Annotated in this window: 10 protein-coding genes; 5 read left to right on the top strand and 5 right to left on the bottom strand. The window is 57.8% G+C overall.

All coding sequences use genetic code 11. The features are described 5' to 3' along the window. Nucleotides 1–197: 197 nt before the first annotated feature. Together A9975_RS16905 and A9975_RS16910 are read right to left on the bottom strand one after the other, a co-directional pair. Nucleotides 198–1,670 (bottom strand): aldehyde dehydrogenase, encoded by a 1,473-nt coding sequence (locus A9975_RS16905; RefSeq protein ID WP_183033835.1) that lies wholly within the window; start codon nucleotides 1,668–1,670, stop codon nucleotides 198–200. Between the two features lie 12 nt (nucleotides 1,671–1,682). Beyond that, nucleotides 1,683–2,714 carry an aldo/keto reductase gene (locus tag A9975_RS16910; protein ID WP_174424060.1) on the bottom strand — a complete coding sequence of 344 codons (1,032 nt, stop codon included), beginning with the start codon at nucleotides 2,712–2,714 and terminating at the stop codon, nucleotides 1,683–1,685. An 896-nt stretch (nucleotides 2,715–3,610) separates the two neighbouring features. Here A9975_RS16910 and A9975_RS16915 point away from each other — a divergent pair. The 5 genes from A9975_RS16915 to A9975_RS16935 all read left to right on the top strand — a co-directional run bounded on the left by A9975_RS16915 (nucleotide 3,611) and on the right by A9975_RS16935 (nucleotide 8,172). Then, entirely contained in the window at nucleotides 3,611–4,228 is a 618-nt protein-coding gene (locus A9975_RS16915) for a carboxymuconolactone decarboxylase family protein (RefSeq protein ID WP_174424061.1), read from the top strand. 50 nt (nucleotides 4,229–4,278) lie between these two features. Beyond that, nucleotides 4,279–4,911 carry a VOC family protein gene (locus A9975_RS16920; RefSeq protein ID WP_183033836.1) on the top strand — a complete coding sequence of 211 codons (633 nt, stop codon included), beginning with the start codon at nucleotides 4,279–4,281 and terminating at the stop codon, nucleotides 4,909–4,911. 715 nt (nucleotides 4,912–5,626) lie between these two features. After that, complete coding sequence (locus A9975_RS16925) at nucleotides 5,627–5,818, top strand: hypothetical protein (RefSeq protein WP_183033837.1); 192 nt, start codon at nucleotides 5,627–5,629, stop codon at nucleotides 5,816–5,818. Nucleotides 5,819–5,937: 119 nt separating this feature from the next. After that, nucleotides 5,938–7,068, top strand: a complete 1,131-nt coding sequence (locus A9975_RS16930; RefSeq protein ID WP_183033838.1) for an IS110 family transposase — start codon at nucleotides 5,938–5,940, stop codon at nucleotides 7,066–7,068. A 285-nt stretch (nucleotides 7,069–7,353) separates the two neighbouring features. Further along, on the top strand, nucleotides 7,354–8,172 hold the full coding sequence (locus A9975_RS16935) for a tripartite tricarboxylate transporter substrate binding protein (protein WP_183033839.1): 819 nt from the start codon (nucleotides 7,354–7,356) through the stop codon (nucleotides 8,170–8,172). Between the two features lie 456 nt (nucleotides 8,173–8,628). Here A9975_RS16935 and A9975_RS16940 read toward each other — a convergent pair whose 3' ends face one another. The 3 genes from A9975_RS16940 to A9975_RS16950 all read right to left on the bottom strand — a co-directional run bounded on the left by A9975_RS16940 (nucleotide 8,629) and on the right by A9975_RS16950 (nucleotide 12,684). Beyond that, nucleotides 8,629–9,813: an acetyl-CoA C-acyltransferase family protein gene (locus tag A9975_RS16940; protein ID WP_183033840.1), complete on the bottom strand. Its 1,185-nt coding sequence runs from the start codon at nucleotides 9,811–9,813 to the stop codon at nucleotides 8,629–8,631. A gap of 88 nt (nucleotides 9,814–9,901) precedes the next feature. Then, on the bottom strand, nucleotides 9,902–11,368 hold the full coding sequence (locus A9975_RS16945) for an aldehyde dehydrogenase (protein WP_183033841.1): 1,467 nt from the start codon (nucleotides 11,366–11,368) through the stop codon (nucleotides 9,902–9,904). Nucleotides 11,369–11,676: 308 nt separating this feature from the next. Next, the gene (locus tag A9975_RS16950) at nucleotides 11,677–12,684 is read right to left on the bottom strand and encodes a tripartite tricarboxylate transporter substrate binding protein (RefSeq protein WP_183033842.1); all 1,008 of its coding nucleotides are present in this window, start codon (nucleotides 12,682–12,684) and stop codon (nucleotides 11,677–11,679) included. Nucleotides 12,685–12,723: the final 39 nt, after the last annotated feature.

Consider the following 12,723-nt stretch of genomic DNA (forward strand, 5'->3'; position numbering starts at 1 on the left):
CAGTCTTATGACCTCGAACGACTCCACCGCCTCGTGCTCAGGTCGACCGGCCTGCCAGTCCCACACATTGTCGTGACATCAGGCATTTTCCGATTCCAGCCAGCGTACGTCAGCGGTGATGAGCGCAACTAAAACGTTGGCGCTCATTGTCACGCCGCCGGTATCCCGGCGGCGTTGCTATGCATCGGGCGCGCCCATCAACCCCTCGGCGGCCACGCAATCTGCTTTTCGCTCAGATTCCAATAGGTATTCTTTATCTGGAGATACTCGAGAATGCCGTCGATCCCGTTCTCGCGGCCGATCCCGCTTTCCTTGAATCCGCCCATCGGTACGCTTGGCTGACCGATCTTGTGGGTATTGACCCAGACCGTCCCGGCCTTGATGGCGCGCACCGTACGCATCGCCTTACGGTAATTCTCGGTCCACACACCCAGCGATAGGCCGAAGACCGTATCGTTGGCCATCTGAACCAGATCGGCTTCATCATCGAAGCGAATGATCACGCCGACGGGCCCGAAGATCTCCTCCTGCGCGATAGCACACTTGTGATCGCTCACCTCAAATAGCGTGGGCGCAACATACGCGCCCTTGTCAAGATCTGGGCCCGAGGGACGATCGCCACCGCACAGCAACTTCACCTTCGGGTCGCTCTTGCCCATTTCAATGAAATGCTCGATCGAGTCTCGTTGGCGAAAGCTGGCGACCGGAGCGACTGCGGTCGAAGGATCGCGTGGCGAGCCGACGTTAAGCGCCTTCGCCGCCTCGACCAACCGAGGAACGAACTTGTCATAGATCGACGCTTGCACAAAGATCCGCGAGCCAGCGATGCACGATTGCCCCGCGTTGGAGAAGATCCCGTAGATCATTCCAGCGACCGCGTGATCAAGGTTTGCATCCTCAAATACAATGTTCGGGGACTTGCCGCCTAGTTCGAGAATGCATGGAATAATGCGCTCTGCCGCGGCGTGGCCAACGATCCTGCCGGTCTTGGTACCGCCGGTAAACGCGATCATGTTGATCGCCGGATGGTTGACCAGCGCCGCTCCTACCTCCACGCCGCCCGTCACCACATTGACAATACCCGGAGGCAATCCTGCCTCGAGTGCCAGACGGCCATACTCGAGACCGATCAACGGCGTGAATTCGGACGACTTCAGTACCACGGCATTTCCTGCAGCCACCGCTGGCGCGATCTTGCCGGCCTCATGCAGAATTGGCGAGTTGAATGCCGTCATCGACGCGATGACACCCATGGGCTCATATGTCTTATAGACAAAGTAATCGCCACGAGGAGGCATGAGCGTCGACTCCAGCGTCTCACAGACAGCCGCACAGTATCGGAACTTTTGAACTGCCCCTTCGATATGCTGATAGCCTTCCTGGATGGTCTTTCCGTTGTCGCGAGTCTGCAGTTCACACAGCATGTCCCGGTCACGGTGGATCAGATCGGCAAATCGATTGAGGATCACCGCTCGCTTGTGGGCTGGCATGTCGCGCCATGCCGGATCCTCCGATGCAGCCACACCGCCGCGCACTGCGTCGTCGACGTCCTTTGGAGTAGCGCTGTACACGATACCTGCAAGCGACCCATCTGCGGGGTTAATGGACTCGAAGGTATCTCCTCGCCCCGAGCGCCACTCACCATTGACCAAGAATTTCTTTGCTTCCAAAATTGCCTCCACTCAGTTTGCCGCGAGCATCTTCTGCTGCGCGATGATTTCCTTGTATCCGGCGGTTCGCAGCGCGCCTGCCCGATACGGCTCCTCGAGATATGCGATATCCGCTTCGGTCAGCTTGACATCAAGCGCGGCGACCGCCTCGGTGAGGTGATGCGGCTCCAACGCGCCAACGAGGCAGGTGCTGACCTCCGGACGGGCAAGAATCCACGCCATTGCAACTCGTCCTGGCGGCAAGCCGAGCCGCGCCGCTACGTCGTGCAGTCGAGCGCGCACCTCTCGGTCGCCACCCTGCCCATATAGTGCGTGGCCCTTCACGTCCTGTTGAATGCGGGTTCGCTCTCGCTGCGTCAACTCCTCCGCCTTCGCGTCTCCACCGATCAGCCAACCACGCGCCAGGGGGCTATAGACCATCACGCCGATCCCATTCTCGCCGCAATATGGCAGGTTCTCCCGCTCCTCTTCCCGATAGACAAGGTTGTATTGGAGTTGAACTGCGGCGAGTCCGCTGGTCTTGCCGCAGCGTGCCCGCTCTTGCGCCCGCGCGAGCTGATAGGTTCGGAAATTGGAGACCCCGTAGTAAAGAATCTTGCCCGCGCGAACGAGATCATCAAGCGCATCAATCGACTCCTCGATTGGGGTAGCCGGATCCCATTTGTGAAGAAGATACAGATCGACATAGTCGGTTTTCAGGCGCTTGAGTGAGGCGTCGATACCCTCACGGATACGCTTACGCGAATTTCCCTGCTCATTCGGCAACTGACTCATTGGCATGCCGACCTTGGTCGAGATCACAAGCTCCTCGCGCCGCACCAGACCGTACGTCGCCTCGCCCAGAGCCTCTTCACTAGCTCCGTAAGAATAGAAATCAGATGTATCGAAGAAGTTGATACCGTTATCGAGGGCGAGGGAAACGAAATCCCGAGCCATTGCCTTCTCAAGCACCCAAGGCTGCCAACTGGGACTACCGTAGGACATCATCCCCAGACAAAGTGGCGAAACCCTCAGACCGGTACCTCCAATGTTTCTGTATTCCATCTTCTTCCCTTTCTGGTCAGGCGGCCGCACTTTCGACGACCCGTAATTACTATATACATAACTTGATTACGCCCAGAGTAAGATGAGCCAGCACTCTTGTCAAGAGGCGAATCGCCGCGCCGGCTGGATGTCATCAGGTAGGTAAGCCTAGCTCATATGCCCCGCAGCTTGCGCAGGCACGCTCCGCTCTGCGCAGGGCATGCTCGCCGGAAGGAAGGCGCTCGCGAGCCCCCAATGAATCCGCCGTGACCACTGCACCCGAGTAGCCTGAACGCCTCTTTCGGAAAAAAATTCGGCTGCGTCCCGACCCAGAGTCTGAGCGGCTGCCGACTGTTCCTATTTGGTTGAGGATCTACGTAGTCGGGCCAAAGGAAGTCCGCCAAGCCATATGCCCCATGGCCCAGAGGGAAAATGCGGGTAGCCGGGTTGCGAGAAGGTGGCATTGCTTTCCCGGCTGGATCCGACGCCGTTCACGGCGCAGACCGGAGAGCAAACCAATACCCAACCCAGTGCAGCAGCGACAAGGGCAAGCCTTTACGCACTGCTTGACGCGTTGTGAAACGCCGGCCACAACTCCAGCGGCTTCTGCTCGTGCGGCGCCCGCTGCCCGGGCTCGAGCCTGATCCTGAGCCTCCGCGCCTCGCGATCATCGCGTCATACCAGTTCGTTGAAGCACACGGCGAGGCCGGCAACGGGAACAGTTGAGAGTTGACGAAGTGCCGAAATAGCCGCTTTGCAGTACAGCCGTACCGTGCCGCTCCGCTAAGACGATAGGCTGGCTTTGCCAAGCCAGACAACATGTTGACCATCCCTCGTTCCATGTTTATGATTTACGTAATGGAGTTACGTTTTACGTAATTTTTTATCAGATCAATTCATCAAAGGAAGGAGACACTATGCCCCGACTGAGACAGGTATCGCGTGACGAGGTTACCGACGAACGCGTGATGGCCACCTACCAAAAGCACTTCGAAGGCCGCGATCCGGTGAAAGAACCGGGTACGAAGGGGGGTACGCCAGGAAACTGGTGGACAGTCTACGCCCTAGATCCAGAGCTTTTTGGCATGTTCCTGGACCGCCACAAATGGCAGTGGAGCAAGGACAGGAAGCTTGACCCTGTGCTGCGAGAACTAGGTATCACACGGGCCGGTTGGGCTCGGGGATCGCGGTTTGTTTTTTCGCAGCATTGCAAGGTCCTTCGCCGCGAAGGCTGCCCAGAGGAAAAGATTCAAGCCATTCCTGGCTGGGCCAGCGCAAGCTGCTATACGCCCATCGAGCGCGCAGTGTTGTCCTATGCGGACGACCTGGTGCTTGGTGGCGGCCGCACCAGCGATCAGTGTTTCCAGGAGCTTCGCAAGGAACTCGACGACCTGCAGATTTTTGAGCTTACGTTCATGATTTTGACTTATGACATGTCGGGTACGCTCTGCAAGGCGCTTCGCCTTGAATATGATGATGTGGAGGAACGTGTCACCGAAGTCAAACAGGGTGAGTACGATCTAGAGCGCATGTAATCCCGATGAACAGTGTCGTTGTAGAACATTGTGTTTCAAGGAAATACGTCATGGATAAGAATATGATTTTTGATTTCAAAGGACTTGATCACGTCGCACTGACCTGCAGCGACATGAAGAAGACCGTCGACTTCTACCACGGCAAGCTTGGAATGCCGGTGTTGCACACCATTGAATATCACGATGACAATGGTGGCCTATTGGGGCAACACTGGTTCTTTGGTGTGGGCGACGAGGGAAATCCCGATGCCCATATTGCCTTCTTCTGGTGGAAAGATGGCTATCAGACTCTGAGCAAAGAGGATGTCTTTACTGGAAAAACACCGGCCAATCGATTCGCCAGGCCGATCGGGGGGATGTTGCATCTCAACCTGCGTGTTGCTCCGGAGAATCTCCGTCCTTACGCAGAGAAACTGACCAATATGGGAATCCCCTATCGCCACGTTACTCGCTATCACACCGAAGTTAGCGAGAAGCAAGCCACGGGGCTCGTTACCCAAGGCATGCGTGGAATTACAAGCCGAAATGAATATCACGAGCCGCAAGAGGGGTGGCTGATGAATTCAGTGTATGTATTCGATCCGGATGGCATCGAAGTAGAATTCAACAGTTGGTCCCCGCAATGGCGTAGCTGGCCAAACAATCACGTAGCGCAGTCCAACGAAGCGAAATCTGCCGAATAGGCTACGCGCTTCGGCGGCCAGGGCATTGAACGAGGACAATGTGTTTGTGCTGCGGCAAGTTGAGGCCCTGACTACCGTCAGGGCCAAGGCTGCTTTACGTAAGCAACCGCAGCGGGCATTGTCCGATGCTCATCTGGCGTCCTGAGTCGGAAGTCCATTACGGAAATAAGTCTATCGAGAAGATTGGAGACTTAAGAGTATTCGCGACGACGGAGGGGCAGCCCCGACACCATGCACTGGCGCCCCTGCTTTGAGCGCGTTGGTTCCGGCGAGAAGTACCGGGTGGACTCTCGCGTTGCGACGATTGCCACTCGCACCCACCACATCTGCGAGTTCTATGCAGCGGTCGAAAATTGCCTTCGGTCCTAGCCCACTGCATATCAGCGACAAGAGTTCACGCGCCTGGACACCCCCGTCATGCCCTTGCGCATGGTCGAAAGCCTCCTGCAGGACCCGCATCTGGAAGCGGTTGCCTTTTTGCATCCCATGGAGGGAGCGTTCGTGGAAATGTCTGGACTGCGCACTTGGTCGCGCACGCCGCCGGTGATGGCTCGGCCGGCTCCACTGCCGGGTGAGCACACGGATGAGCTGCTCCGGGACGCCCCAAGGCTTGCGACGTGTCCGGCGTTGGCAGAGCGAACGGGGCCTCGGCCTGAGTGTTGCTGCCTTCAGTGCACCGGCACGGCCATAGGCCTATCAACTACAGCAGACACAGATGACGAAGATTCTGAGGCAGTTTGTCGGCAGTCTGGCAGCCGGCGCCACTCTGCTATCGGCGGGCGCCGTGCTCGCACAGGGCAATTACCCCGACAAGCCAATACGCATGCTGGTGGCGTTTCCGGCTGGCGGGCCCGCCGACGTCACTGCTCGCTTGTTCGCCCAGTACATGACCGAAAAGTCAGTATGACTCCCCTGGTGGCAAGAGGGCTGGCCCGCCGCGAGGAATCAAACGCGGGTTAGCATGACTGCCAGAGCCGCATGGTGTGGACAGTGCCACACCCGGCGATTTCCAGCGCGGAGGCCAGCATGGAACACGATAGCACTTTGTATGTCGGGTTGGATGTCCATAAGGACTCGATCACGGTCGCCTATGCAATCGGCATGGGTGAGGTCGAACTGCTTGGCAAGATCGGTACCTCGAAGACCGATCTTGATCGCCTGTGCAAGCGCCTGCAGTCCAAAGCGCGCCGCATCCGCATCGTCTACGAGGCAGGCCCTTGTGGCTATGGCCTTTACCGGCAGCTTGCAGGGAAGGGATTCGACTGCATGGTGTGCGCGCCCTCGCTGATCCCGAAGAAGCCTGGTGAGCGCGTCAAGACCGATCGGCGCGATGCGGTCAAGCTCGTGCGATCGCTACGCGCTGGCGACCTCTCGCCGGTGTATGTGCCCAGCGTGGAGGACGAAGCATTCCGGGATCTGTCACGCTCGTGGGTCAGCGCCAAAGACGATCTGAAGCGCGCCCGGCAACGCCTGAAGGCCTTTCTGCTCTCGCACGGTGTCCGCTACAGCGGCAGAGCCGACTGGGGACCAGCGCACCGGCGCTGGATCAGTTCCTTTGCGTTCGACGCCGTGTGGCAACAACTTGCCTTTGATGAATATCGACGTGCCATCGAGGATCGGCTCGCGCAATGCAGCCGTCTCGAAGCGGCCTTGCGCGAAGCAGTCGTCAACTGGCGCTTCTATCCGGCTGTACTCGGCTTGCAGGCTATGCGCGGCGTGCAGTTCACCACGGCGATAGGCATGCTCGCCGAGTTAGGCGATCTCTCGCGCTTTGTCCATCCGCGCCAACTGATGGCTTGGCTCGGCGTGACGCCTGCCGAACACTCGTCCGGTGAGAAGCGGCGACAGGGCAGCATCACCAAGAACGGCAATAGCCATGCAAGAAAACTGCTAATCGAAGCCGCCTGGAGTTACCGGCACCCGGCACGCGTGAGCCCCGAGATTCAGCGCCGGCACGAAGGCATCCCAAAGGCCATCGTTGACCGCTCTTGGGACGCCCAGCTTCGACTGTGCCGGCGCTATCGGAGACTTGCCGCGCGCGGCAAGAACCCGAACATTGCGGTGGTTGCAGTTGCTCGCGAACTGAGCGGGTTCATCTGGGACATCAGCCAGCTCGCGATGTCGCTTGCCGTACCGAACGCGGCCCAGACAGCGTAACCAGGGCCAGAAATCAGTCTATCTGTCACTACTATGAGACCAGTTTCCTGAAGGCGGCGTAGCCCGGCACACGAGCAACTCGCGACCTAGCTAGGCAACGGATTTCATCCGACTTGCGGCAAAAGATAGCGGCAGGCTCATTGGGCGGACCTCTGTAATGCGGTAACCAACCCGCGGATATCAGCGTGATCCACCGTCGAGACTTACTGCTACGTCGCCCTCAGGAAATTGGGAGGGGGGAACAACATGCAACTGTGAAACTAAATCAAACCAATCTCGATTGACATGGGGGAGTCATATCAGCTAGGTCAGCCAGTGGTCGTCGACAATCGCCCAGGAGCCGGCGGTACCGTGGCTTCCACGGTGGCCGCGAGAGCACCCAAGGATGGGTACACGCTGCTTTACAACACCTCATCATTCCTACTCGGTGCATTGACGTATAGCTCCGCGACGCACAATCCACTCAAGGACTTTGTCCCCGTAGTGAGGACGGTTGGCGTTCCGCTCGTTGTTGCGATGTACCCGAAGGTGTCGGCCAAGGACATGCAAGCGTTCATCGCGCTCGCGAAGAAGAGGCCAGGGAAAATGAACTACGCGTCTTCCGGCGCCGGGACCATTGACCACCTCGCCTTTGCAATGCTCGATTCCAAACTGGGCATTCAACTCACACACGTCCCATACAAGGGAACCGCACCGACGCTCGCGGACCTCATCGGCGGTCAGACCGAAATCTTTATGACGACACTCAGCACAGTGCTACCCTTTGTGCAGAACAAGCAGCTCACGGCGCTTGCGGTGGGTTCCAAAGAGCGCTCGCCATTGCTGCCAAACGTCCCCACCGTTGCAGAGGCCACGAGCATTGCCAACGTCGAGCTTACGGCGTGGAACGGCATTGTTGCCCCAGCGGGCACGCCGAAGGAAGTCGTGGAACGGCTGAACGACGCGGTTAACATGGCTCTCAAGGACGCCGAATTCCTCAAGAAGCTAGAGGCGAGTGGTGCGGAACCTTACGGCGGAACGCCAGCCGACTACGCGAAGTTTCTTGCCGACGAGCAGGGCAGGCTCGCGAAGGTCATCAAAGAGGCCGGGCTGGAACGACAGTAAGCAAAGCCTGGTTCGCTTTAGCGACCACTGACGCGATCACTGGCGGCCGCCTTATTCGCAAGCCGTGCTGAGCGTTGGACATACGTCTGATGGTGCGCCGGCGCGTCGCCGTGCATTTGGCAGCGGAGCGTCGGCGCAATTCGGTTCAGCGAAATAGCCGCTCATTCCGACTGGAATGCCATTGCCCCCTTTCAAGATCACGCCAAGAAAAGCCGCTGCCGGCGGATCGAGCAATTGTGATGGTGCGGAGCATGTAGTAAGAAGCTGCGGAGGCCTCCATGAAGGGGGAAGCGCTGAAGCGTGAAAGCCTCGATGGCGAGCTGATGCTAGGCGTCCCGACTGGCATGGCTGCGCTCCTGTCGAGGCTCGAGGCGAACTGCCTCGGTCTTCAACATAGGAAACAGCGCTGGCGGTTGAGTCACTTTGCGCATGGCCGGAAGGTTACCGCGCGAGCGGTCAAATTCGCTCAAAGATAGCGGCAATCCCTTGCCCTCCCCCGATGCACATCGTAACCAATGCGTACCTGCCGCCAATGCGCTGTAGTTCATAGAGGGCCTTCACTGTGATGATGGCGCCCGTCGCGCCGACTGGATGACCAAGTGAAATGCCCGATCCGTTTGGATTGACCTTAGCCGGATCAAGCTTAAGTTCCCCCGCTACAGCGCAAGCCTGGGCGGCAAACGCTTCATTGGCTTCGATGACACCGATGTCATTGATCGTCAAATTCGCCCGGGCAAGAACCATCTTTGTCGCCGACACGGGACCAATTCCCATGATCTGTGGATCGACTCCACTATGCGCGTATGCAACAAGTCTTCCGAGCGGTGTGGCCCGGCGCCTCTCCGCCTCGGAGCGTTCCATCAGAACAACGGCGGCTGCGCCATCGTTGATACCCGACGCATTGCCGGCAGTAACCGTTCCATTCTTGTCCACGAAGACCGGCCTCAACCTGGCAAAATCCTCCATGACCGCATCCAGGCGCACGTGTTCGTCTGTATCGAACAGCACTTCGCCATTTTTCGACTTAAGCTCGACCGGAAGAATCTGCTCCTTGAAATAGCCGCTCCGAATTGCGTTTGCTGCACGCAAATGCGACTCCAGTGCCAGGGTGTCTTGTTCTTCCCGCGTGATACCGAACTTCCTGGCGACGTTCTCGGCCGTCTGCCCCATGTGGATGCGATTGAAGGGATCGGTAAGCGTGCCGATTAGCATGTCTACCAAATCCAGACCGCCCATCCTCACTCCGAATCGCCCCTGTGTTGTCGAGTGCGGCGCGCGGCTCATGCTCTCTGCGCCGCCGCCGATTGCGATGTTGGTATCGCCAAGCCAGATTGCTTGCGCGCCCGCAATGATTGCCTCCAGGCCCGAGCCGCACAATCGATTCACGGTTAGGGCCGGACACTCGTGCGAGACACCACCATTGACGGATGCAACCCGAGCGAGATACATGTCCTTCGGTTCGCTCTGTATAACATTACCGAAAAAAACGTGCCCGACATCCGCACCGTCAATCGAAGCACGCCTTAAGGCCTCACGCACTACCCTGGACCCGAGTTCGGTCGCAGAAATGTCTTTAAGGCTGCCTCCGAATTCACCAATAGCCGTGCGTACTGCGCTAACTACAACGACTTCACGTTCCACGTCCGCTCCCTGTCAAGTGCTTGACAAATATTTGATACCGTACGGCCCGAAACCTTTGCAAGGCACTTCATCCTTAACCTGCGTTGGTTCATGCGTCGAGTAGCACGGTTTTTGTCAACAAATAGTTCATTAGCCCCTCCTCGCCTCCGTCGCGACCCACTCCAGACTGCTTGTAGCCGCCAAATGGGAGAGAGAAATCCAGCCTCATGCCGTTCTGCCCGAATGACCCGGTGCGAATCCGCTTGGCAACTGCATATGCTTTGTCCGAATCGGTGCTAAACACTGCGCCGTGCAGGCCGTAGTCGCTTTCATTCGCGATTCTGATTGCATCGTCCTCGTCTTGCGCCGCAATCACGCACATGACAGGTCCAAAGATCTCCTCCTGGGCAATTACCGAATGATTGTCCACGTTGGCGAAAAGCGTGGGCTGGACATAGAAGCCACGTTCCATACCCTCCGGCCGGCTACCACCGAACACCAACCGTGCACCGTCCCGTATGCCCCGGTCGATGTACCGCAAGATGTTTGCCAACTGCCTGGCGGAAACAATTGGCCCCATTGTGACCCCAGGCTCGTCTGGTGCCCCCACTTTGACTTTCTCTAATTCCGCGGCTATCGCCAATACGAGCGCATCGTGCCGCTCCCGCGATACGATCACCCTTGACAGCATGCAGCACAATTGGCCACTCAACGCCGTGATAGTGCCAGCTAGGATCTTTGCCGCTCTTTCTATAGGAAAATCATCCAGAATGATCGCAGCCGACTTCCCTCCCAGCTCCAGCGTGTAGTGCGATAAACGCCTGGCGCACACTTCCGCAATATGGCGACCAACAATTGTGGAGCCCGTGAACGAAACCTTATCGACACGCGGATTGCTCACCAATGCCTCGCTTGCCGTCCGGTCAGCTACAACGAGGCTTACGACACCTTTGGGAAGTCCAGCCGCCTCTACGCACTCGGCCAGGATGAAGGCTTCGAGTGGAGACTCCAATGCTGGCTTCATGACTACCGTGCAGCCTGCGACCAGTGCAGGACCTAGCTTCCCGGCCAACTGCAAGAGCGACCCATTCCAAGCCGAAATAGCTGCCACAACGCCTATCGGCTCACGCACGATGACCGCGCGATCCGCAATCCGACTGGCACAGGTCTCCGCAAACTTGAACGCTTCGCCGACCTTGATCGCGTTTGTGATCTGCGCGAGCCCGTTGGTGACTCCGCGCTCCGTCATTGCTGGCAGAGCGCCTACCTGAAGCATCCAAGCAGACGCGAGCTCTTCGCGCCGCGCTGCCAATGCCTCAGAAAATTTGTACAGCAGAGCAATACGATCCGCAGGTGCCATTCGCGGCCAAGGGCCATCATCAAATGCAGCCCGTGCGGCGCGTACCGCCTGATCAACATCTTCTATCGTAGCTTCGGCGACGGTCCCGATTGTCTCTCCGGATGCTGGAGACACGAGATCAATGGTGCGACCATGAAGCGGCGCCACCCACGTTCCATCAATGAAGAGCTTGTTGGAATGGGCGATTCGGATGCCATATTCCTCAAACGATTTCATGCGATTCCGCCCTCCTGGAGCCTCTTTGAAGTTTCAATGCTGGACACCTCTGCGTTGCAGAGGTCCGCCCATTGCGCCGCAGACCAGCACCTCGGGCACGCCAGGGCACCGCACGTAGTTCCCGCGCCGGGTCATACAGCCCAGGTTGCCTGCAACTGCGTAACGCTGAGACTTCGCCGCAGGCCCCTTCGAACCCCGGGTCAAGCCCGAACACGGCGTCGCCTTCCGTCTGGAGCAGACACCAACGCATCTGTCGTCCAAACTGCGAGGACACTGCCACCTACGCTCGGCTAGTCCCTGCTCAGGCGTTAATCGGTAACCTGAATATTGGCTTCTTTGATCACCTTCGCCCACCTCTTCGTCTCGGCCTGGATAAGGTCACGCGCCTCCTGCTCCGAGGTCAACAGCGGCGGAGCGCCCAGGTCAATCAATTTCTTCCGGGTAGCGGGATCTTGAATCGCACGCGCGTATGCGGCGTGCAACTTCTCGCGTATAGGTGCAGGCGTTGCAGCGGGCACCGCGAGCGCTTGCCAGCCCCAGACGTCGAACCCCGGTACGCCGGAGGCGGCCAACGGATGGACCTCGGGCATATCGTCGGAACGGCCGTTGCGTGCCATTCCCAACACACGAAGCTTCCCCTGTCTGATAAATTGGCCCACCTCACTGTACGTATTGAACATCATCGGTATCTGCCCACCGATCAGATCCTGCATGGCGGGCGTCGAGCCCTTGTAAGGGACATGCGTGACCTGAATCCCACTCTCCCGCTTCAGCAATTCCATAGCGAGATGATGGGTCGATCCAACACCAACCGATCCGTATGATCGCAATGGGCTCTCCGCGGGTAATGCAGAGATCTCCTTCTTTAGCTCCGCGAACGTGGTAGCCTTGATAACACTGGGGTTTACAACCAGGTACAAATCGGCACGCGAAGTGATCGTCAATGGAGCGAAATCATCGTTCGGCTTGTAGGGAAGCTTCCGATACAAAGACGAGTTAATTGCGTAGATTGCATTATTTCCCAGCATCATCGTGTATCCATCTGGATCTGACCTCGCCGCAGCGGCCGCCCCAATGATTCCCCCGGCTCCGATCCGATTATCAACCACCACTGGAGCCTTCAAAATCTCCGCCATCTTTGCCGCAGTGATTCGCGCAAAGACATCAGTAAAGCCGCCAGCCGAGAACGGCACGATCAGCCGGATTGGCTTCGAAGGAAACTCATCTGCGGCCGCGCATAAACTGCTGCCGCCAGCAGCAGCGATGACGATTGCAGATTTTATGAAATTTCGTCTCGATTGCATCAATTTGTCCATTTTATAAAAATCGATTCTTTATAAATATAAGACTTCTTA

The organism is Cupriavidus sp. UME77 (assembly GCF_014170355.1).
In the GTDB taxonomy this organism is placed as follows: Bacteria; Pseudomonadota; Gammaproteobacteria; order Burkholderiales; family Burkholderiaceae; genus Cupriavidus; species Cupriavidus basilensis.